This is a genomic window from Trichocoleus sp. DQ-A3, assembly GCF_039961975.1.
Classification (GTDB): domain Bacteria; phylum Cyanobacteriota; class Cyanobacteriia; order Cyanobacteriales; family FACHB-T130; genus FACHB-T130.
The window spans coordinates 15,759-38,205 of record NZ_JAMPKC010000038.1 but is presented as its reverse complement, the minus strand read 5'-3'; the positions used below and the strand labels follow the sequence as shown (position 1 = coordinate 38,205).

Annotated in this window: 16 protein-coding genes; 8 read left to right on the top strand and 8 right to left on the bottom strand. The window is 48.8% G+C overall.

The features are described from left to right. Positions 1–186: 186 nt before the first annotated feature. Together NDI44_RS26730 and NDI44_RS26725 are read right to left on the bottom strand one after the other, a co-directional pair. A complete protein-coding gene (locus NDI44_RS26730) occupies positions 187–477 on the bottom strand; it encodes a hypothetical protein (RefSeq protein WP_190412937.1) in 291 nt (96 codons plus the stop codon). Between the two features lie 41 nt (positions 478–518). Then, the gene (locus tag NDI44_RS26725) at positions 519–2,744 is read right to left on the bottom strand and encodes an AAA family ATPase (protein WP_190412941.1); all 2,226 of its coding nucleotides are present in this window, start codon (positions 2,742–2,744) and stop codon (positions 519–521) included. Between the two features lie 313 nt (positions 2,745–3,057). Between NDI44_RS26725 and NDI44_RS26720 the strand changes: the two genes are divergently transcribed. The 6 genes from NDI44_RS26720 (at position 3,058) to NDI44_RS26695 (ending at position 13,513) form a co-directional block, all read left to right on the top strand. Continuing rightward, on the top strand, positions 3,058–8,238 hold the full coding sequence (locus NDI44_RS26720) for a PAS domain S-box protein (RefSeq protein ID WP_190412940.1): 5,181 nt from the start codon (positions 3,058–3,060) through the stop codon (positions 8,236–8,238). 20 nt (positions 8,239–8,258) lie between these two features. After that, positions 8,259–9,701: a xylulokinase gene (gene xylB / locus NDI44_RS26715; protein WP_190412936.1), complete on the top strand. Its 1,443-nt coding sequence runs from the start codon at positions 8,259–8,261 to the stop codon at positions 9,699–9,701. Positions 9,702–9,910: 209 nt separating this feature from the next. Next, entirely contained in the window at positions 9,911–10,738 is an 828-nt protein-coding gene (locus NDI44_RS26710; RefSeq protein ID WP_190412935.1) for a pentapeptide repeat-containing protein, read from the top strand. A gap of 212 nt (positions 10,739–10,950) precedes the next feature. Continuing rightward, the gene (locus tag NDI44_RS26705; RefSeq protein ID WP_190412934.1) at positions 10,951–11,523 is read left to right on the top strand and encodes a GNAT family N-acetyltransferase; all 573 of its coding nucleotides are present in this window, start codon (positions 10,951–10,953) and stop codon (positions 11,521–11,523) included. A gap of 345 nt (positions 11,524–11,868) precedes the next feature. Beyond that, positions 11,869–12,699 carry a dienelactone hydrolase family protein gene (locus tag NDI44_RS26700; RefSeq protein WP_190412933.1) on the top strand — a complete coding sequence of 277 codons (831 nt, stop codon included), beginning with the start codon at positions 11,869–11,871 and terminating at the stop codon, positions 12,697–12,699. 115 nt (positions 12,700–12,814) lie between these two features. Next, on the top strand, positions 12,815–13,513 hold the full coding sequence (locus tag NDI44_RS26695; RefSeq protein ID WP_190412932.1) for a glutathione binding-like protein: 699 nt from the start codon (positions 12,815–12,817) through the stop codon (positions 13,511–13,513). A 44-nt stretch (positions 13,514–13,557) separates the two neighbouring features. Here the strand turns inward: NDI44_RS26695 and NDI44_RS26690 are convergent, their stop codons facing one another. From NDI44_RS26690 to NDI44_RS26665, 6 genes are all read right to left on the bottom strand, one after another. Continuing rightward, positions 13,558–14,307, bottom strand: coding sequence for an SDR family oxidoreductase (locus tag NDI44_RS26690; RefSeq protein ID WP_190412931.1), 750 nt, complete (start codon positions 14,305–14,307; stop codon positions 13,558–13,560). A 285-nt stretch (positions 14,308–14,592) separates the two neighbouring features. After that, complete coding sequence (locus NDI44_RS26685; RefSeq protein ID WP_190412930.1) at positions 14,593–14,946, bottom strand: DUF6464 family protein; 354 nt, start codon at positions 14,944–14,946, stop codon at positions 14,593–14,595. A 224-nt stretch (positions 14,947–15,170) separates the two neighbouring features. Next, positions 15,171–17,255, bottom strand: a complete 2,085-nt coding sequence (gene fusA / locus NDI44_RS26680) for an elongation factor G (protein ID WP_190412929.1) — start codon at positions 17,253–17,255, stop codon at positions 15,171–15,173. Between the two features lie 213 nt (positions 17,256–17,468). Next, on the bottom strand, positions 17,469–17,642 hold the full coding sequence (locus NDI44_RS26675) for a hypothetical protein (RefSeq protein WP_190412928.1): 174 nt from the start codon (positions 17,640–17,642) through the stop codon (positions 17,469–17,471). 58 nt (positions 17,643–17,700) lie between these two features. Beyond that, positions 17,701–19,170 carry an ATP-binding protein gene (locus NDI44_RS26670; protein WP_190412927.1) on the bottom strand — a complete coding sequence of 490 codons (1,470 nt, stop codon included), beginning with the start codon at positions 19,168–19,170 and terminating at the stop codon, positions 17,701–17,703. Next, positions 19,167–19,850 carry a response regulator transcription factor gene (locus tag NDI44_RS26665; protein ID WP_190412926.1) on the bottom strand — a complete coding sequence of 228 codons (684 nt, stop codon included), beginning with the start codon at positions 19,848–19,850 and terminating at the stop codon, positions 19,167–19,169. The genes NDI44_RS26670 and NDI44_RS26665 overlap by 4 nt, the downstream gene beginning before the upstream one ends. Before the next feature lie 150 nt (positions 19,851–20,000). On the opposite strand from NDI44_RS26665, the gene NDI44_RS26660 reads away from it, so the two are divergent. Both NDI44_RS26660 and NDI44_RS26655 read left to right on the top strand, forming a co-directional pair. Further along, a complete protein-coding gene (locus tag NDI44_RS26660) occupies positions 20,001–20,732 on the top strand; it encodes a hypothetical protein (RefSeq protein ID WP_190412925.1) in 732 nt (243 codons plus the stop codon). Positions 20,733–21,620: 888 nt separating this feature from the next. After that, on the top strand, positions 21,621–22,436 hold the full coding sequence (locus NDI44_RS26655) for an alpha/beta hydrolase (protein WP_190412924.1): 816 nt from the start codon (positions 21,621–21,623) through the stop codon (positions 22,434–22,436). Positions 22,437–22,447 lie beyond the last annotated feature (11 nt).

The following is a 22,447-nucleotide window of genomic DNA, read 5'->3' as shown; positions in this document are numbered from 1 at the left end:
ACTGCTTGGTGAATGTTGTTTGTGGACTGATTGCCTATGCTCACCAACCGAAGAAGCCATCCATTGCGATTGATTACAATTTACTCCCGCCCACTTAACCCGAACTCACGTTAAATTAGGTTGAGCATTGAAAACTTAACCGCTGTTTTGTTTAACTGCTGTCTGATTACAAATTACTCGTTATTACTACTGTTGCTTAATTAATGTTCGGAGTGAAAACCAAGCAATGGCAGCAAGGGGAAGGACAATACCCATACCAATGGCAGCCCCTTTTAAGCGTTGCATCCAGAGTAGAGTCATTTTGATACCAAACACTGTCACCACAGTGTTTGTCCATTCTTCTAGTTGATTAGGAGAACTGGTAGGAACCAGAACCATAATCGAAAAAAACAGTGCCATATAGAAAGCTAAAAGCGCCGCTCCACCACCAACTAGTGCCAGAGTGACTTTTTTGAGTATCTGAAAAACTTCTTCCATAGCCTAAATACTCGAAATGAATCGAAAATTTGTCACGTCCCCTACGATAACGAAGATTGTACAAAAGTGATCGCGCTTTCCCAATTAACGGTCTGATGAAGCAGGGAGCGGATAAATAGCTCTTTTATAGTCCGAATTTCTTGTTCTTGGAGGTGCTTCGCCAAATGCGCCGCATAGGAGGGTCTATTCCTTACAGAAGTCGTTGCGAACCAGCGGTCAATTAAGGCGGGTGTAATATGCATGGAGGTTTGCGATCGCTCCTCAGTCACTTCAACCACCAATCCCGCCGACTCGAAAGCTTTTCTCAAATCAAACGCATCCCAGTTGACCATTGGATCTGACGTGTCGCTGTAAATTGCCTCTTCCGCTGCCACTAATCGCTGGTATAAGTCGGCATTGGGTTTCGACTTTTCGAGCAAACGATAAAGCCGTTGCGTGTGGCGTGGCACTGTTTCTGCAAGTACCAAAACGCCCGACTGTTGCAGTAATTGGGCTAACCATTTGGCTGCTGCTGCTTTATCCGGTTCGTGGATAAGTGCATTTCGCCCGATGATGCAGTCAAATCGGATATCAGAGGATTGGGCAGCTAAAACCTTTGGCAATTGGGTTAAGGTAGCACTCAATAGGACGGGACGATTGAGTTCTGGAAGCGCTACCACTTGCTCTTGGAGTGCCTTTGCTTCATCAGCAGTGCGAGTACAGGCATAAACGCCACCTTCTGGCACGCGACGCAAAGCTTCAAAGGTGAGTAAACCACTCCCGGCATTTAAGTCCAAAATGACATGGTGACGCTGAAGTTGAGCAAGTGTGAAAATGCGATCGCGTATCCCTGCAAGTTGCTCGCCAATCTGACTCAACGTGCGCTGCAACCAACGGTCAACTGTGCGGTCAGTCGGGCCTGTTGTTAGCACTTCAACGGGTGAGATAAAAACACCTTCTGCCACTGCTTCCAACTGCGCTTCCCGATGACGCGCCACCTGCGTCTTAATTTCTCCTTCAAATCCCTGTGTTGAAGGTTGATAAAACACCTGTCCCTGCAAACTACTCGGTAAATACTGTTGTGCTACCCAGTGGTCGCGGTAGGCGTGAGGATAAAGATAGCCTGCACCATGTCCCAATCCTTTCTTGTCCCGGTTGGCATCTTTCAGGTGATTGGGGACTTCCGCCTCCCGTTCCTTCTCAACTACCGCTAGCGCATCAAAAAATCCCATCGTGCTGTTAGATTTGGGCGCGTTGGCGAGATAAAGCGTGGCTTGAGCCAAGTGATAGCGTCCTTCTGGCATCCCCACCCACTCAAAAGCGCTCGCGCAGGCATTAACGACGACTAAGGCATTGGGGTCAGCGAGTCCCACATCTTCACTAGCCATAATCAACATTCGCCGGAAAATGAAGCGAGGGTCTTCCCCGGCATAAACCATCTTTGCTAGCCAGTATAAAGCTGCATCGGGGTCGGAACCCCGCAAACTTTTGATAAAAGCACTAATCGTATCGAAGTGGGCGTCTCCTTCCTTGTCATACAGCACTGCCCTTTGCTGAATCGATTCCTCCGCGACAGATAGCGTAATGCGAATCGTTCCAGTTTCGTCGGGGGGTGTGGTTTCGACGGCTAATTCCAAGGCATTGAGTAAGGAACGGGCATCACCGTTAGCGACATTGACCAAATGTGCGCTCGCATCCGGCTCTAAGATTACAGATAGCTGACCATAACCGCGTTCTGAGTCAGCGAGTGCCTGTTCGAGGACGCGGCGTAAGTCAGCTTCATTGAGAGGTTTAAGCTGAAAGATGCGGGAACGACTGACAAGAGCTTTGTTAACTTCAAAATAGGGATTTTCTGTAGTTGCACCAATCAGAATCACCGTCCCATTTTCCACCCAAGGAAGTAGGGCGTCTTGTTGAGATTTATTGAAGCGATGAACCTCGTCAACAAAAAGAATTGTGCGCTGAGTGTGTTCTTTTTGGCGTTTTTGAGCGGTAGCGATCGCATCCCGAATTTCTTTTACCCCAGAAAGGACGGCATTAATCGCAATGAAGTGAGCGCGGGTGGTATTGGCGATAATCCGAGCCAGAGTTGTTTTCCCCGTACCCGGTGGACCAAAAAAAATCAGGGAAGAAAGCTGGTCAGCTTGAATCGCACGGCGCAACAAACGCCCGGAGCCAAGGATGTGGTCTTGCCCGATAAACTCATCAAGAGTACGTGGGCGCATCCTCGCAGCCAGGGGTGCATCCTTTTCCACTAATTGTTGGCGATGCTGGTCGAACAAGCCTATCTTCACCCGGTAGGAATTGCCATCTGTCAGTATAGACTAACCCATTAGACCTCCCCAGAAATTAGATTTCGGCTCAAGTCGCAAAAAGGTTTCTGGCTCTTTGAGAGTCGTCACTTTTCGTCGAAACTGTTGCCGAACACTTGCGTAATTTGCATGAGTTTGGCGCTAAAGGAAGGAACGCTAGCCCGATTCTCGTAGGTATCATCCGCATCCGTATTCCCTCTCTCCAAAGCATCTCTCTTAAGACGGATTCTCCTGACGTAGCGACTCAGATTGAATAGAGAAGACCGTGTATGTATACGGATGGCTGTTCATGAAGCGCGACGGCACAGGCAAGTTTGTTAGCAATTGGAACTCAGAGACGAAACAACGGGTTAGCCTATCTCTCACCGATACAGCATGGCGATCGCTCGATCGAGAGGCTCACAAGCGAGGAATTTCTCGATCTGAAGTCATTGAGCGCTTTGCTCGCACTCTTGAAAGCGAACAGTTGCTCGCTGCCCAAGAAACTGAGGGCAAGGTGGCAACGATTCTTGAAAGCATTACAGATGCTTTTGTCGCCTTCGATTGCGACTGGCGCTACACCTACGTGAATCGGGCGGCGGCTAAAATCCTGCACAAAACGCCAGAAGAGTTACTGGGAAAGCACGTTTGGAATGAGGTTTTTCCTGAGTTGGTCGGTGGCATTGCATATCGGGAACTACATCGGGCAGTGGCACAACAGGTTCCTGTTTCGTGGGAAGAATTTGGGGAACCGATCCAGTGTTGGATAGAGGCGAATGCCTATCCCTCGACCGCAGGGGTAGCCATTTATTTTCGAGATGTTAGCGATCGCAAGCAAGCGGAGGCAGAACGAGAACGGTTGTTGCACGAGCTTGAAATTGAACGCGCCCGATTTGAAGCCGTATTGCGACAAATGCCTGCTGGAGTCATGATTGCTGATGCGGCATCCGGTAAGTTAGCTCTGGCGAACGAACAAACCAAGCAAATTGTTGGGTATGGTTACGAACAGTTGCTTGAGCTTGAGGAATATGCACCCCTGATTCCCTGTGAAATCTTTCGCTTAAATGGTCAGCTCTATGCCCCTCATGAGTATCCATTGGTGCGATCGCTAAAAACAGGTGAGATCGTTACCAACGAACAGATAGAAATTCATCGAGATGATGGTAGCCGCGTCTTCATTAACGTCAACTCAGCACCGATTTTAGATAACCAAGGGCAGATTGTTGCAGCCGTTGTTATCTTCCAAGACGTGAGCGATTACAAACAGGTTGAACAGGCATTCCGAGAAAGCGATGAACGCCTGCGATTAGCACTGATGGCGGCTCAAACGGTTGTCTGGGATATGGATTTGCAGAGCAATCGAGTGGTGTGTTCTGCTAATGCGCTAGACGTTTGGGGTCTTTATGAAGGGACGGGAGAAGAGTTTGTTGCGCTCATTCATCCAGACGATCGACAACAGGTGCTCCAAGCGACGGCAGGGGCAATGGCTGGAGAACAGCCCTACGCACCGGAGTATCGGGTAATTTGTCCAGACGGCGTTGTGCGCTGGATCAACAGTCAGGGGCAAGTCTATCGGGATGAGACGGGGCAAGGAGTTCGCATGATTGGTGTTTCGGTTGATATTACAGAACGCAAACAGATCGAAGCAGAACGCGATCGCCTTTTAGATCGAGAACAAACTGCCCGACTCGAAGCAGAAAGCGAACGCCAGCGGTTGCATGAAATCCTGATGCAATTGCCTGCCATGATTGGAATTGTTAAAGGTTCCGATCTTGTGTATGAATTTGCCAATCCAACTTATCTGCAAGTGGCTGGGCGCACTCCAGACATTATCGGTAAATCAATGCGGGACGTTTTCCCGGAGCTAGAGGGGCAAATTTACTTTGAAGCGCTCGATCGCGTTTACCGAACGGGAGAACCGTTCATTGGAAATGAGTCGCCTGCTTACTGGGATCGAAACAGCAATGGTGTGTTGGAAGAAGGATTTTTCAACTGCATCTTTGCGCCTTGGCGGGATGCGGAGGAAACCATTCAGGGCGTGTTGGTTTATAACATGGACGTGACAGCCCAGGTGCGGGCAAGGCAACAGATTGAGTCACTGCTGGCAGAGCTACAGGAAAAAGAACGACAGCAGCAGTTTCTGATTGAACTGAATGATGCGATTCGTGCCATTCAAGACTCGAAGGAAATTATGTGGCGGGTGGTTCGCTCCGCAGGAGAGCACTTCAATGTCACTCGCTGTACCTACGGTGAAATTGATTCCACTCAGGAATACGTCATCGTCGATCGCGACTATTGCAATGGTGTCATCAGCATCGTCGGTAGCCATCATATGGATTCCTTTGGTCGTGAACTCATTGCTGAATTAAAGCAGGGCAAAACTATTGTCGTAGATGATGTCGATCGCGATCCTCGGACAGCCGGAGTTGGGGCGGCTGCCTTTGATGCAATTCAAACCAAATCTCTCGTGTGCGTTCCCTTAGTGAAAGAAGGGCGATTTGTTGCATTGTTAGTGTTGCACCATGTGGCTCCCCGGCGCTGGACGGAGGAAGATGTGGTGCAGATGGAGCGAATTGCTCAAAAAACCTGGCTAGCCGTAGAGCGATCGCGGGCAGAAGAACAATTGCGAGAAAGTGAAGCTCACCTGCAACTCGCGCTCAAGGTCGGACGCATGGGAACGTGGGACTGGGATATGCAGACCGAGGCATTGCTTTGGTCAGAAGGACACTTCACCGTCCTGGGTCTACAACCGAATGAATGCGAACCCAGCCATGAAGTTTGGGAAAGTCGGGTTCATCCCGATGACCTGCCAGAAGCTAAGGCGAAATTTCAGCAAGCGATAGCCCAAAAGAAAGAGTATCACCATGAATATCGCCTACGTTGGTCAGATGGCTCGGTTCACTGGGTGGAAGCGAGAGGAAAGTTTACTTATGATGTTCAGGGAAATCCCAAGCACTCGATTGGTGTCGTCATAAATATCACAAAACGCAAGCAAGCGGAAGAGGCGTTGCGTCAAGCCCTACAAAAGCTCAACTTCCATGTTGAAAACTCTCCTATGGCAGTCGTTGAATGGAATCGAGACTTTCAAGTCATTCGGTGGTCTGCTGGTGCAGAGCGCATTTTGGGCTGGAAAGCCGAAGAAATGCTGGGTAAATCTTTAACAGAGATACCTTTTGTCTTTGAGGAAGACCTGGAAGCAGTTGCTGAAGTCTGCCAACGGCTGGTCTATGGTGAAGAACCCCATATTTTTTCATACAACCGCAATTACACCGAAGATCGCAACATTGTGCATTGCGAGTGGTATAACTCCAGTCTCAGGGACGAATCGGGACGGATGATTTCGGTGTTATCGCTGGTGCTGGATGTGACGGAGCGCAAGCAAGCAGAACAAGAACGAGAACAACTGTTAGAACGCGAGCGCCTTGCACGCTCTGAAGCAGAAGCCGCACAGCGCCAACTGGAAACCATTTTTGAAACATCACCCATTGGACTTGCTCTGTTAGATGAAAAGCAGCGATTTATTGCCATCAACGAAGCATTAGCAGAAATTAATGGATTAACTCGCGAGCAACACTTAGGCTACTCAATTCCCGAGCTTTTTGGTCAATTCGATCCCCAATTAGTTGAAGTCTTTCATCAGATATACACCACAGGGAATCCCTTCATTTCACCGAACTTTGCGGTGAATGTTCCCGGACGCGGCGATCGCCGTCCCGGTTACTATAACGTTTACTATCTTCCGACTGTTAACTCAAATGGTCAGGTCGAAGGCGTTCTAGTCTATGTGGTAGATGTGACTGAGCGCGTCAGATTAGAGCATGCCCAACGCTTTCTCTCTGAGGCGAGTGCGGTGCTGGCATCCTCACTGGATTATCAAACGACTCTAGAGCGCGTCGCACAGCTTACGGTGCCGGAATTAGCCGACTGGTGTACGGTTCACATGATAGAAGAGAACGGTGCGATCGCGCAGATTGCGGTTGCTCACATCGACCCTGCCAAGCTGGAATGGGCATATCAGATTAGAGACAAGTATCCGATAAACCCAGATGACCCTCGCGGTGCTGCATTGACATTGCGGACTGGACAACCGGATTTAGTGCCCGATATTCCCGATGAACTGTTGGTGCAGGCAGCGCGTGATTCAGAGCATTTAGAGATTCTACGGCAGGTGGGATTCAGATCTGTAATGACGGTGCCACTACGAACTCAGGCACGAATTCTAGGGGTCATTTCCTTTATCGCCGCCGAATCTGAACGACAGTATACCCCGGCAGATTTGCAACTAGCAGAGGAATTAGCTCGTCGCGCTTCCTTGGCGATTGACAATGCTCAGTTGTACCGGGCGGCTCAACGCGATCGCGCAAAAGCAGAAACCGCTAACCGGATTAAAGACGAATTTTTAGCGGTGTTGTCCCACGAGTTGCGATCGCCCCTCAACCCGATTCTGGGCTGGACAAAATTGCTCCGAACTGGGCGACTCGATGCCACAAAAACCCAGCAAGCCCTAGAAACGATCGAACGCAACGCCAAGCTGCAAGCGCAATTAATTGAGGACTTGTTGGATGTCTCGCGCATTCTGCAAGGAAAAATGACGTTAAACGTCGCTCCCGTAAATCTAGCAGGAACGATTGAAGCCGCCCTAGAAACGGTACGACTAGCAGCCGAAGCCAAACACATTCAAATCCAGACTATATTTAATCCCGTTTCAGGAACGGTTTTAGGCGATACGAATCGCCTGCAACAAGTAGTCTGGAACCTCCTTTCCAATGCCGTGAAGTTCACCCCAAGCGGAGGACGAATCGAAGTGCGACTAGAGCAAGTTGGCACGTATGCTCAGATTCAAGTCAAAGATACTGGAAAAGGCATCAGTCGAGACTTCTTACCCTATGTGTTTGACTACTTCCGTCAAGAAGATGGGACAACGACCCGACAATTCGGCGGATTGGGATTGGGACTAGCGATCGTCCGTCATTTTACCGAACTGCATGGAGGAACCGTTCAAGCAGACAGCTTAGGACAAAACTTAGGGGCTACATTTACCATCCGGCTCCCGTTAAACCTCGTTGAGCCGGAACCCTCTTCCGATCGCAGGCATTCAGAAAGTGCGACAGACTTAGCAGGTGTTCGGGTCTTGGTTGTGGACGACGATGCAGATATGCGGGAGTTGGCAGCATTCACCCTGACGCAATCTGGTGCAGAAGTTACGACAGCCGCTTCGGGTGTACAGGCATTGACCCACCTGAATCAATCTGTCCCCGATCTGTTGTTATGTGACATTGGGATGCCAGAGATGGATGGTTATGCGCTGATTCGGCAAATTAGAAAGTGGTCGCCCCAACAGGGAGGCACGATTCCTGCGATCGCACTTACTGCCTATGCTGGAGAAATCAATCAGCAGCAAGCCTTAGCTGCCGGATTTGGGATGCACATCTCGAAGCCTGTCGAACCGGAAGAATTGGTGCAAGCGATCGCCCGTTTGCTAAGACGCTGAATGATTTGAGGACTAACCTAATGCTGCTTGGCATAGATGTAGGAACAGGCTCTGCTAAGGCATTGCTCCTAGCGATAGACGGAACCACTATAGGTGAGGCGTCAAGCTCTTATCCTGTTCATGCACCCCACCCTGGATGGGCTGAGTCGGAACCAGAAGATTGGTGGTTAGCTGTTGCCTCGGCTATGAGGAAGGCTGTAGGAAATCATGCCGATCGAGTACAGGCGATCGCACTTTCAGGACAAATGCATGGTGTTGTCCTAGCTTCGGAGTCGGGTCAGCCCCTGCGTCCTGCTATCCTCTGGGCAGATACTCGCTCTAGTGCCACGCTTAACACTTATCATTCGCTCGATGCCACTATTCTAGAGCGCTTGGGCAACCCGGTTACGGCTGGAATGGCCGGCCCCACTTTGTTGTGGCTACGAGAACACGAGGCTACTGTCTACACCGAAGCCCGTTGGGCACTCCAGCCAAAAGATTGGCTGCGGTTACGGATGACTGGAGAAGTCGCAACCGAACCATCTGATGCTAGCGGTACTTTGCTTTACGATGTTGTGTCGGAAAACTGGGCAGGGGATGCCATCTCAGCGCTGAATCTACGTTGCGATCAGTTACCTAAAATTATCCCGTCTAGTGCGATCGCAGGTTATCTAACAACTGTTGCTTCAGAGCATCTTGGCTTACCTGTTGGCTTACCCGTTATCGCGGGTGCTGCGGATACGGCAGCGGCAGCACTTGGTAATGGATTACTAGAGCCTGGATTAGTTCAGCTAACCATCGGCACAGCCGCTCAAATCATTACACCTCGCTCTCAACCCATTATCGATCCTCATGGTCGTACACATCTGTATCGAGCCGCTGTACCTAACCAGTGGTACACGCTTGCAGCCATGCAAAATGCGGGGCTAGCGCTTGAGTGGGTGCGGGGTATCCTCGGCTTGAGCTGGCAGCAAGTCTATACTCAAGCGTTTTCTGTTCCCCCAGGATGTGAAGAATTGACATTTTTGCCATACCTCACAGGTGAGCGAACTCCACACCTTGACCCATATATACGCGGGGCATGGGTGGGGCTTGGACTTTATCACACACAGGCGCACCTGATGCGGGCAGCTTTAGAGGGAGTTGCTTTTGCCTTGCGACAAGGTTTTGAGGCACTTGAGGCAACAGGTTTTAAAGCGACAGAACTGCGTTTAGCAGGCGGTGGAACGGCAGAAATGCCTTGGAAACAATTACTAACTGATGTATTGAGAATACCCCTCTATGCAACTACCGTTGCTGCTGCTTCCGCGCGTGGTGCTGCTCTATTGGCGGGTATCGGAATTGGTGTATACGCAGATGCTAATGACACGCTCAAACTGGCAGCCACCCCAACGCTTGCTGCAACTCCCCAATCAGTTGATTCAAACTTAGAAGAGGCTTGGATGCGATATCAATCCCTTTATCCACAACTTAAAAAAATCTGAGAGAAGTTATGCCTCAAGAAGGTTAATTTAAAATGGGTATAAACTGAAATCTGTCTCTTCAGGTAGCGCCTGACTTCATCCTGAAACCCCTAGAAAAGAAGCTGGGCGACTGCCCAGAACTTGGCTTCTGTCAATGCGTAAGTCCTACCATCGGGCAATTTTATGAAAATATACTCTGTAGCTGTTGATACTGACGAAGCCAGCAAATAATGACCAAGCGAAACTACGCCAACCGAAACTTGCAAAATTGCTCTTTCAAAGGGCAGGACTTGGCTGGCGCAGACTTCAGTGGCTCTGACTTGCGGGGGTGCAATTTCACCGAGGCGACCTTAATTGGGGCAACGTTTGAGAGGGTCAAAACGGGGCAGAGCCGCCGCCAGGTAAATATTCTAGTTGCTGCCGCTATCGTTGGTCCAGTTCTTTTACTCGTCTTTAGCGCGATCGCTGCCCAAGTGTCAATGGTATTGTTGGGCGATCGCTCTAATAAGGGACTCAACTTCTTTTTCAGTGCGCTTCCGATATTAGCTCTCGTGTTTGGAAGCTTCATCCGGGATAAGATTGCCTTCCGCTTTCCACAAATCACGAGTTTCTTGAACATTGCAGCCATTGCTGTACTGTTTGCAGTAATGGTTACGCTCACCCTTGGGCTTGCGATTGTTAGCATCCTTGGCTTTGGTGATGGCGCAATCGCTCAAGGATTTTTCCTCCTACTGCTGATGTTCGTTTCCGCGTTCTTGACTTTCCGTATTCTCAAATGGCTCACTCAAGCGATTCAAAGCAATCCCGGAACGTCCTTTAGGAAAGCGAACTTAACCGATGCCAACTTCAGCCATTGTGCGATGCAAAATACAGATTTTTCCTTTGCCGTGTTGACGGGAGCTTGTATCTTTGGTTGGGCAATTAAACGCCACACTCAGTTTACGAATATTTATTGTGAATACCTTTATCTGGAACCAGCGCACCAGAATCGGCAACCTGCTGAGGGCACTTTTCAACCGGATGAGTTGGAACGTGTACTAACTCAATTCATGGACTGAATTTTATTGAAGAATAAATTTTAACTTTTCAAGAGCCGCAGGCAAGTAGTATTACAGCTTATAACAATCTTAAATAATTCGTGAATTTCAATAAAGACAAAATATATCGCGTCTTTACGTTAGGGAAAATACCTGTTTACAACTTTAACAGGATTGCTATATTACGGCGTTCATACCTATTTTTGAGCTAATTTGCAAGAGATATAATAAATATGACGAACATCATTTTTAGACGAGCATTAGCGGCTGATTATCCTGAAATTCTCGCTTTGCATAGAAAGAATATCGTGTCTAACTTGTCTGAGCTAGAGAGGCAGAATGGCTTTCTATCAATTGACTTTAAGGATGATTTTCATCTGGCAGCGATTAACGAAAATTTAGCAATAATGGTTGCTGTGCAAGAGAACCTAGTGGTTGGATATGTTTGTGCAACAACTCAAGAATACTCTCAGGAGATTCCCTTGCTCAAATATATAATGAGCTTGTATCCAGAAATAATGTTTCATGGGCAACCTTTAAGCAATTATCGTTCCTTTTGGTATGGTCCGGTTTGTGTTGCAACTGCTTACCGTGGAAGTGGTATCTTACAAGGTTTATTTCAGGCACTTCTTGCTCAAGTCGCCACACAGTTCAATGCTGGCGTTGCTTTCGTAGTCAATGACAATTTGCGAAGTCTTCGGGCGCATACTCAAAAACTTGGTATGGAGATGCTCAGAGAGTTTGAGTTTAACGGCAAATTCTACTTCATACTTGGATTCGCAGTGCCACCTTTACCACCTTCCTAACCAATTTATTTAAGAGCGCATCTGTTTGATTAAAGCCGTAAGTTGTGTTTTAGCGCGATCGCCTCGCACACAGTAGCGGCGCGTGTCCAGTGGTTGACAGGTGGGTTAGTTGAGAGCGATCGCGTCCCATCCATAACCTCCCAACCACCCCAAGTATCTACCCGTGGAAAGCTTTATTTTTTAGGTAGAAATTTATTTTCTAGTCAACAACTTTATTTTTTGTTTACACTTGTTCTCGATCTTGATAATTAAATTTCCTAGCTATTGCATCTGCCTAATGGCTGTTTGGTTACAGCTCATTTCCTCCTTAACTAGGATTGAGACTGCATAGCTCAAGGTAAAAGGATGAAAGAAATCACGCGCCGCCAATTTATGGTTACTGCTACCCTGACAACAGGCTTTGCCCTAGCAGTGCAACCCATTTCTGCCAAAACGATTGCGACTGATGCCAAGGGATTAGTCGCGGGTGCAGTGAAAATTCCGGTTAAAGATGGCGAAATTCCAGCTTACAGGGCGATGCCCGCAAAAAGAGGAACTTTTCCCATCGTCCTAGTGATTCAGGAAATCTTTGGTGTACACGAGCATATTCAGGATGTTTGCCGTCGCTTTGCCAAATTGGGGTACCTAGCGATCGCACCCCAATTGTTTGTGCGCCAGGGCGATGTTTTAAAGTTAAGCAACGTTGATGAAATTCGCCAAGTAGTCGCCAAAGTCCCGGATGCCCAAGTGCTGTCCGATCTGGATGCTACGGTAGACTGGGCGGTAAAGTCAGCCGAGGGGAATGCCGATAAATTGGCGATTACCGGCTTTTGCTGGGGCGGACGCATTACCTGGCTGTACTCAGCACACAATCCCCAAGTAAAGGCAGGCGTGGCTTGGTACGGGCGACTGGTGGGCAATGCTACCGAACTGACACCTCAGCATCCAGTTGATATTGCCTTGGCGCTGAATGTCCCGATTCTCGGACTCTATGGTGGCAAGGATACGGGGATTACCCTGGATACAGTAGAGCAGATGCGCGATCGCCTGAAGTCCAGCAGCAGCAAATCTGACATCATTGTCTACCCCAACGCACCCCACGCCTTTTTTGCCGATTATCGCCCCTCTTACCGGGAGAAAGAAGCCAAAGATGGCTGGAAACGCCTCCAGGCATGGTTTAAGCAGCATGGCGTGTAGGATCTGGAGACATTCAGTGCATGGCAACCACAGCATTGATTATCTTTGAGTTGTCAGTTCAGCGCCGAAAGCGATCGCTAAAACCTAATCTTTGTAATATTCAGGAGACATCATCATGATCGACCTTTACTATTGGACGACGCCAAACGGACACAAAATTACTATGTTTCTAGAGGAAGTTGGGCTACTCTACACCCTCGTTCCGATCAACATTGGCACGGGCGATCAGTTTAAACCAGAGTTTCTAAAGATTTCCCCCAACAATCGCATCCCTGCAATCGTGGATCGCGAACCTGCTGAGGGTGGCGAACCGATTTCTGTTTTCGAGTCTGGTGCAATTCTGCTGTATTTAGCAGAAAAAACCGGAAAGTTGATTCCAGCAAATATTCGCGATCGCGCAGAGGTTCTGCAATGGCTATTTTGGCAGATGGGCGGACTCGGACCGATGGCAGGACAAAACCATCATTTCACTCAATACGCCCCTGAAAAAATTCCCTACGCGATTAACCGCTATGTGAATGAAACAGGACGTTTGTATGCAGTGTTGAATAAACGATTAAGCGATCGCGAATTTATTGCCGGTGATTATTCGATCGCCGATATCGCTGCTTATCCCTGGATCGTGCCCTACGAAAAGCAAAGCCAAAAGATCGAAGATTTTCCCAACTTGCAACGCTGGTTTGAAGCAATAAAAGCCCGTCCTGCAACCATTCGGGCTTATGAAAAAGCAGAAGCCTTCAAAGATCAAGTCATCAGTCCAGATCAGGCGCGGGATCTGTTGTTCAATCAGTCCGCCGATACCGTCAAGCGTTAAACTATAACGATTCTCAGAGAACCAGCCGCTTCGCTATTTGGGATCTACCAGTCTTGAGCGGTGGGTCGAATCAGAATCTCGTTGACATTCACTCGCGGCGGCTGAGTAACGGCATAAACGATCGCGGCTGCAACGTCCTCGCTTTGCAGGGGTATTATCGATTTACGCCGTTCTTCGGTGCGCTGTTTGGCGATTGGATCGGTAATGTGGCTGTCGATTTCCGTATCCACCATGCCTGGTTCGATGATGGTGACGCGAATGTTGTGCTTGCATACTTCCTGGCGCAACGATTCCGAGAAGCCATTGACTCCCCATTTTGTCGCATTGTAGCCACCGATTCCTACTCGTGCGGTTCGACCTGCAACGGATGAAATGTTAACGATATGTCCCGATCCTTGTGCTTTCAGGATAGGAAGAACCGCATGAGTTGCATACATTAATCCCAGAACGTTGAGATCGATCATGCGTCGCCAGTCAGAGGTATTTGCTCCCTCAATATTACCTGACAAAGCAATGCCCGCATTGTTGACGAGAATATCGACTCGACCAAATTGTGCGTTGGCTTTTTGCACTAGGTTCTGAACTTGAGTTTCATCCGTGATATCTGCCACGATTGGCAATGCTTTTCCACCCGTCGCTGCAATGCCATCTGCGATCGCATTCAGTTGGTCAAAACGTCGTGCTGCAATTACTACGCTAGCGCCTTCCGCTGCTAGTGCGATCGCAGTCGCCTCACCAATTCCCGCCGATGCACCAGTGACGATTGCCACTTTTCCGTCTAATTTTCCTGCCATGCATACTCCTTAATTTCTAAGCTGCGTCTGGCTCCTGCTGTGAAAACGCCAGAATATCTGCTAGCAGAAGGTTAAGCAGAAACGATTTGGCTTTACCTTTATCGATGCAGATTGATATAACTACCGACGCTACTAGGATTTAGGGCTTTTAAGCCAAGCACGCCACGTCATCCGTTGGCAAGACAAAGTTTAAACTTATTTATATAAAATGGCTCTTTATTGCTCGAATCGTTGTAACAACCCGAAGATGGGATTAAGCCGCAACTGATGGGATAAAGAGCGATTCTAAAAAGGCTGATAATGAACGCAGCGATCGCAAGGCCCACTGGGATTAATCGTACATCGAAGCAACTCAGAGCGAGCATTGTATGAGCAGGTGATATCTCCGATTACCCAGCGCCCGTCTAACAGACTACACTCTGCCGGGGTATCGAACTTTTGAACGTAAAGAGCAATTTTGTGAAGCTGATAACGACCCGATTTGAGCAGATAGCGATGCCTACGTTCTAAAACCATATATGTTTGACCCTCGACTTCTAAATAGGCTCCAGGCTCAGGATTCCAGTCTAGATATAGATGACTTAGGGTAGAACGGGGATGGCTCAGAATGACTTCTGTAGGCAAAGGATTCAGCTTCATAACAAATTAATATCGACAGACCGCCAGAAAATTTGCATCAAATCCACATCTATATACAGCAGTCCTATTCAAGTCCTAAAAAAAGTCATAAGAATACGTAGTGCGGTCATCTTGCCTGGGATTCAACGCAAGCAGGACGCTCACACTACGCAAAAATCTCACGACTGATTGAGGATTGCTATCGGTTATTGGCTCCGACAACTCGCTTCATCGGAGCCAATGCCCTAGTGTGCAGCCTGACGCTCTTTGGCTTCCTTGATCACCTCTTCTGCGATGTTACTGGGGCAAGGAGCATAGTGTGAGAACGACATTGAGAACTGTCCGCGCCCAGATGTCATGGTACGCAGATCGCCAATGTAGCCAAACATTTCGCTCAAAGGCACATCTGCCTTAATGCGTGCCCCCGTCTGATTTGTCTCCTGAGATTTCATCATCCCTCGGCGGCGGTTAAGATCGCCGATGATATCGCCCATGTAATCATCTGGTGCGAAGACATCAACATTCATGATTGGTTCGAGCAGCTGAGGCGCAGCCTTAGGAACAGACTGCCGATAAGCGGCTTTTGCAGCAATCTCAAACGCCATTGCTGACGAGTCCACCGGGTGGAAACCACCTTCAAGCAGCGTGAACTTCAAGTCCATGCAGGGGAACCCAGCCAATACACCGCGATCGACGCAGCTTTCAAAGCCTTTTTCCACTGCTGGCCAATACTCTCTCGGCACGGTACCACCTGTCACCTTTGACTCAAATTGGAAGCCGCTGCCTGGTTCACCCGGCTCAATTACATAGCCAATTTTGGCAAATTGACCAGAACCACCAGACTGCTTCTTGTGGACGTAGCTGTCTTCGAGGCGTTTCGTAATCGACTCGCGGTAGGCTACTTGAGGCTTACCCACCTCAACTTCAACCCCGTGGGTGCGCTTCAGAATGTCCACCTTGATGTCGAGATGTAGCTCACCCATCCCCTTGAGAATTGTTTCGCCGCTCTCCTCATCTGTCACCATATGGAAAGACGGGTCTTCTTGCACCATCTTAGTGAGCGCGGCGACCATCTTTTCTTCACCCCCCTTTTGCTTCGGTTTGACCGAAATGGAGATGACGGGTTCTGGAAAGACCATTGGCTCCAGCGTCGCGGGATTCTTGGGATCGCAGATGGTGTGTCCGGTTCGGATGTTCTTCATGCCGACGATCGCCACAATGTCACCCGCCTGAGCTGAGTCGATCTCTTCGCGAGAATTCGCATGCATCTCAACTAAACGGCTGACCCGCTCAGTCTTACCTGTCGCGGTGTTCAGTACGGTATCGCCTTTGGACAATGTCCCGGAGTACAAGCGCGTGAAGGTTAAAGCACCGAAGCGATCGTCCATGATCTTAAACGCGAGTGCCCGCAATGGTTTGTCTGGATCGACAAGCGCAAAGCTGCCTGTTTCATTTCCTTCCAGATCGATCTCTGGCTGCGGTTTGACCTCCATCGGGTTCGGCAGGTAGTCAACCACGGCATCCAGCACCAACTGTACGCCCTTATTCTTAAACGACGAGCCGCAGTAGGTCGGGAAAAACGCCAAGTCGCGAGTACCCTTGCGAATACAACGCTTAATATCCTCCATCGACGGCTCTTCCCCTTCGAGATACTGTTCCATCACAGCATCGTCCTGCTCAACCGCTAGCTCAATCAACTGTTCGCGGTAGGTCTCGACCTGATCGACCATGTCGGTAGGAACATCTTTGATCTTATAGTTCATCGGATCGCCAGAGTTGTCCCACACCCATGCCTTACGGGTCAGCAGATCGACCACGCCGCAAAACTGTTCTTCAATGCCAATTGGCAGCACCATCACCAGTGGCTTGGCTCCAAGCACTTGATCGACTTGCTTGACGACTCGGTAAAAATCAGCGCCGGTGCGATCGAGCTTGTTGATGTAGACGATGCGAGCGACTTTGGAGTCGTTGGCGTAGCGCCAGTTGGTTTCAGATTGTGGTTCGACTCCACCTGAACCACAGAAAACACCAATACCACCATCGAGAACCTTAAGGGAACGATAGACCTCAATTGTGAAATCAACGTGTCCTGGGGTATCAATGATGTTCAGTTGGTGATCGTTCCAGAAACAGGTAGTCGCAGCCGACTGGATCGTAATCCCGCGCTCTTGCTCCTGTTCCATGAAGTCCGTCGTCGCCGCGCCTTCGTGTACTTCACCAATTTTGTGGATTTTACCTGTCAGCTTCAGGATTCTTTCAGTTGTGGTGGTCTTGCCAGCATCGACATGAGCGAAGATGCCAATGTTTCGATAACGAGTCAGGTCTTTCATAAATTGGTCTCTAGAGTAAATACAACGAACCGTTGGCGACCACCTGCAAGCATTACAAGCCAGGAAATCAATATTGCCTTTGTAGCCAGTGCAGGCTGGATTTCAATTACGCGGAATACAAAGAAATCCTTTTGCGTTTCTCTGGCGACATTACTAATTGTAAATTGTGGAATGTCAAGGTGACAGTGGTTAGAGAGATTAGACATATTTGCATCAGCGATATCGCCGCCGCAAAAGTGCGATCGCGCCAATTTCACTGTTCTCTACCAAGCCAGAGGTTCGGAGTTCGCTTGCTGGCGGCTCTAGTATTGTGCTTGTGCGGCTCTTGTTGGAGCGGTTAGCAGCTTTGAGAAACCCGAAAGCGATCGCTTTCGCGATTGAAGGCATATTCTCAACGAAAACTGAGTGACGGGGAAGCTGGCTCTGTACAAAAAGAACGCTGCTTTTACAAGCCTATGGGTAAGGTTAGAGTGAATGCAGTCTGTCCAGATAATGTCGGAGCAAGCGTCAGATTACCACGATGCGATCGCGCGATTTCCCGCGCCAAGCTCAGTCCTAATCCAATTCCCTCTACTTTGCGGGTTCGGGCTGGATCGCCGCGATAGAAACGGTCAAAAATTCGGTTTCGCTCATCCAGAGGAATCCCTTGAGAGCAATTACTGATCGTAATCAACACAGCTGTACTCTGACGACGAGCATTAATCCGAATCCAGCCATCCGGGAGATTATATTTAATGGCATTGCTAATCAAGTTTTGCAAGACTTGAATGAGTAAGTCGCGATCGCCCTTTACGCACAAACTATCAGCAATTTCTGTTTGAATCTCCAGATGCGGTGCTAGCAGTTCGATATCTTCCAGCATCTCAGTTAATAAGCTAGACAAATCCACCTCAACTCGATGCAGGTTCATTTGTCCGGCATCCGCTAGAGAAAGCAGCAACAGTTTACGCACAATCCCCGTCAGTCGGCGCACTTCATCCAGCAAATTGCTCAAGCTTTGTTGCACCTCGGAGCCGGGATCGGCTTGTTGCAGAGTGCGTTCCAATTCCCCTTGCAATATCGCTAGCGGAGTCTTGAGTTCGTGGGCAGCATCTCCACTGAAGCGGGACGCTTGTTTGAAACTGCGTTCCAGGCGTTCCAACATTTTGTTGAAAACCTGAATTAACTCGACAAATTCAACATCCGTTGTCCCGATAGGAATCCGTTGTTCTAAACCGCTAGCGGTGACATTCCCAATACTCGTGGTTAGCCGTCGGATGGAATGCAAGCTGCTTCCAGCAATTGCCCATGCACCCCCGGCTACAAGCAGAAGTACCCCTGGAATTGAAATCAGGAAGATGTTACGGATGACGACCATCTCAGTTGCGATCGCGTTTAAACTCACTGCGATCGCAATTTGAGCAAAAGGTGTTGTAACGGCACCAATCCGCCATGTTCCGCTTGCGGTGCGCTGGGTAACGAATCGAGGCGTAGGCGGGGGTCGATCCGGCGGCGGTTGCGATCGCTCTGGAAATGGCGGGTTGGCTTCGGAAAAGGGGGCTGTTGGGCGATCGGAAGGGGGTGATGGAAACGGCAGCAATTGGGGGCGCGATGTCCAAAGGTTTTTGGTATCGAGATCGGTAGTCCATTGCTCGGAACGATACAGCACATTGTTATCTGCACCGATTATTAGTAAGGCGATCGCTGTTTTTGTATCGGTTCTAAACGACTGCCCAAGTGAGTCTTCATAAGACTGCCAGCCACGCGGTCGAGGGCGACTTACCCGCATCAATTGGCTTTCCAATTCTGCATCTAGACGGCTCACCTTTGCCTCATAAATCAGCCACCAGGAAATTAATCCAAACCCTGCTAAGGCGCTACCTGCCAGAACAGCAGACAATAGAGCAATTCGGATACGGAAGGAACGCAACTTCACTGTTGAGACTCTGATTGGCGAAATCGATAGCCAACACCGCGAATGCTTTCAACCCAACCCGCGCCACCGATGGAATCAATCTTTTTGCGAATCCGTTGAACGCACACATCGACTACGTTGGTATTAGGATTAAAGTCATAGCCCCAGATGTGTTCCAAGATTTGCGTTCGGGTGAAGACTCGTCCAGGCGATCGCATTAGATATTCCAACAGGTTAAACTCGCGGGTGGTGAGTTCAACGATATGTTGATTGCAAGTGGCTTCTCGCGTGATGCGATCCAGTTTGATGGGACCAACGCAGACTAGATTTTGGCGATCGCCCGCAGTCCGACGTATCACTGCATGAATCCGGGCAACGAGTTCTTCAACAAAAAATGGTTTCGCGATATAGTCGTCAGCACCCAAATTTAGACCTTCAAGTCGGTCATCCAATTCATTACGAGCAGTCAACAAAATGACTGGAACATTCTGTCCTTTCCGGCGCAGGCCCTTGAGGATAGACAAACCATCTTTTCCCGGCACCATGATGTCAAGCACGAGCGCGTCATACTCGTTGTCCAAGGCGCGAGTATACCCCTCGTCTCCGTTGTCACAGTAATCGACGACAAATCCCTGTTCCTTCAATCCAGCTCGGACGAAGTTGGCAATTTTCGCTTCATCTTCAACGAACAGAATATGCATGGGTTTCTCATGCGTCGGACGGCTTGGGCGTTTATTCAGTTTAACCTGTGGTTATCTGTAAGCCACCTGTTCCAATAAGTTTTCCCTGCAAATTCAGAAGTTAGCTCTATCGGCTAGGCAATAATTGAATTGACCAATTTTGGTAATTTTATGAAGCTAAATCAGTTGATCGCTGTGTTGCAATCTGTTAAAGCAAATGCCAACAAAGGCAAAGCCGAAGTATCGCAACTGGGTCAGAAGAGTACATTATTTCAAGGATTGAGCAGAACTTACCAGCCTAGAGAAGAGGATGGATTTGTATATCCTCCTGAATCGCAAAAACTGACGCTGAAGGCTGAGGAGTTGGTCGAAAAGTTTGTGCAATCCTGCTCTGAATTTTTAGACCTAGCAGCTACTCAGGACTATGCTAATACTGAGGCTAAAGCATCTGTCACAGTAGATGGACAAACTATTATTGCAGATGTTCCTGTTTCCTATCTATTATTTCTTGAAAAGCAGCTTCAGGATGTGAAGACGTTCATTGCTTCACTGCCAGTGCTTTCGATTGACAAAGACTGGCAGCATGACCCCAATCGAGGATGCTACGTCACCAGTCCTAAAGAAACTGTGAAAACCAAGAAAATTACTGATTTTGTAGTTGCCTATGAAGCAACGGAACATCACCCTGCCCAAATCAAGGAGGTATCCAAAGATATTGTAGAAGGAACCTGGAGTTTGATTGAGTTCTCAGGTGCACTTCCTCAAGACCGCGTGAATCGAATGCTGCGTAGAGTAGATATATTACAAAAAGCCGTGATTCAAGCTAGAGAAGAAGCCAATAGCAAGGAAGTACAGCAGCGGCAAGTTGCTAATGCGATTTTTGGCTACTTATTTGCAGATTGAACTACACTGGATTTGGAGTACAAGTTCATTTTTAGCGAGTGGGGTATTTGCAGGTTCGATTCCTGCCCTCCAGTCTATCTGGGGGTAGGCAAATGGTAAAGCCACCCTAGCGCATTAAGCTCAGAATAAAGCTCAAGCTATTGCTCCAATCTCATTTTAAAAATCGCTCCCTGTATCATTCTCTGTAGAACAAGGCTAGCGAGACGCGGGTTCAAATCCCGTCCCCTGCTCTAATTATGCAGGGGTAGTTTAGTGGAAAAACCTCACAGCATCAGATTGATTCTACGGAACCGGGAAATCTCTCATATAGGCTCAGCGACTTAAATCTTTCCCGGCATTCAGGATACGAGTGCCGGGATTTTAAATTGGGAACACTTTTGAGGTCATATCAAATTCGTTTAGATAGTCATAGTTTCGGAAAGGAGTTGGACGACCTTGCCCTTATGAGGGTTGTAATATGCAAATGGAACTTTAACTTGTTTAGTGGCATGGCTAACAACTGCGTGTACCGGATTGACTAATGCTTCTTGTGCTGAGTTCAAGCTGATCTGCAATCGATAACGCTAGCCGTTAGACCTTAAAACAAATGTACAATTATCGCGCTAAATACGGAGAAGACTACAAGTATCATCTCACAGCCATACACTGGTCAAATGGGAATCTGAGAGCTAGCCTCACCGCATTCAACGAACAGGAGATAAAGCCTGTTCAAGTAGAATGGGAGCAGTAAGCAGGGCTAATCACATAGCAGGGACAGGAACAGCAGTTTGTGTATTTGAGGTGCTTGACCAGTGTTTGAGCAGCAATTGGACTAGAGACAATGCTTTAAGATTAATCTGTAGGGTAATGGCGATTATCTGAAGCAATTAAGGCTCAAGGGAAAGCAGTATGAACTTAATAACTCTCGCTGCTCAGAACGTTAGCATTCATATCCTTGAAGCCGCTGCACCTGTCACCACTATGGAATGCAAGCTACTGCCAGTAGTGTTTGTGCATGGTATGGCGTGTTCCGCAGACCTCTGGGATGAACAACTTGCTTATGCCGCCCGGACTCGACGTGCGATCGCGATCGATTTGCGGGGACACGGTGCTTCCTCACCGCCTGTGGATGATGACTACTCTCCTGCCTCGTGTGCAGCCGATCTCTTGGCTCTATTAGAAGCCCTTAGACTTGAGCAGATCGCGCTCGTTGGGCACAGCTTCGGCGCTTGCGTCGCACTCGCTGCGGCGGCGGCTAAACCTAACGCGATCGCGCAGTTGGTGCTGGTAGATCCACCAATCGATTGCACTCAGTTCCCCACAGAGGTATATGAGGCACAAATCGCTCCGATGCAAGCGGCACTCGCAACCGACGGCTGGCGATCGGTACTGGAAGACTCTTTCCGCAACGCACTGGCAGGGGGCACCTCGGCAACGCAAGATCAAATACTCGCCCGCCTTGCTGCCACCCCAAAGGATCGGCTGCTTGGAACGTCTCGCGGTTTGTTCGCCTTTAAAGCACTAGAAGCTCTTGATGAGTACCTCGCTTCGCCGGGAGCACGCGCTCACGCTATTCTTGCTCCGTCGAATAACTCGCCGTTCAGCCTTCACGTCCTCCGTCCAGCACTAACCACAATCACTTTACCCGCTACAGGACACTGGCTCATGCTTGATGCGCCTGAGCCGTTTGCTACGGCACTCGATACCTGCCTAGCAGCCGTCTAACCAAGAACTCC

Coding starts and splice junctions, on each gene's coding strand:
- NDI44_RS26730 (WP_190412937.1), bottom strand. CDS start 477: ATGGAAGAAGTTTTTCAGATACTCAAAAAAGTCACTCTGGCACTAGTT.
- NDI44_RS26710 (WP_190412935.1), top strand. CDS start 9,911: ATGACCAAGCGAAACTACGCCAACCGAAACTTGCAAAATTGCTCTTTC.
- NDI44_RS26665 (WP_190412926.1), bottom strand. CDS start 19,850: ATGCATATTCTGTTCGTTGAAGATGAAGCGAAAATTGCCAACTTCGTC.
- NDI44_RS26685 (WP_190412930.1), bottom strand. CDS start 14,946: ATGAAGCTGAATCCTTTGCCTACAGAAGTCATTCTGAGCCATCCCCGT.
- NDI44_RS26705 (WP_190412934.1), top strand. CDS start 10,951: ATGACGAACATCATTTTTAGACGAGCATTAGCGGCTGATTATCCTGAA.
- NDI44_RS26720 (WP_190412940.1), top strand. CDS start 3,058: ATGAAGCGCGACGGCACAGGCAAGTTTGTTAGCAATTGGAACTCAGAG.
- NDI44_RS26660 (WP_190412925.1), top strand. CDS start 20,001: ATGAAGCTAAATCAGTTGATCGCTGTGTTGCAATCTGTTAAAGCAAAT.
- NDI44_RS26690 (WP_190412931.1), bottom strand. CDS start 14,307: ATGGCAGGAAAATTAGACGGAAAAGTGGCAATCGTCACTGGTGCATCG.
- NDI44_RS26700 (WP_190412933.1), top strand. CDS start 11,869: ATGAAAGAAATCACGCGCCGCCAATTTATGGTTACTGCTACCCTGACA.
- NDI44_RS26675 (WP_190412928.1), bottom strand. CDS start 17,642: ATGCCTTCAATCGCGAAAGCGATCGCTTTCGGGTTTCTCAAAGCTGCT.
- xylB (WP_190412936.1), top strand. CDS start 8,259: ATGCTGCTTGGCATAGATGTAGGAACAGGCTCTGCTAAGGCATTGCTC.
- NDI44_RS26655 (WP_190412924.1), top strand. CDS start 21,621: ATGAACTTAATAACTCTCGCTGCTCAGAACGTTAGCATTCATATCCTT.
- fusA (WP_190412929.1), bottom strand. CDS start 17,255: ATGAAAGACCTGACTCGTTATCGAAACATTGGCATCTTCGCTCATGTC.
- NDI44_RS26695 (WP_190412932.1), top strand. CDS start 12,815: ATGATCGACCTTTACTATTGGACGACGCCAAACGGACACAAAATTACT.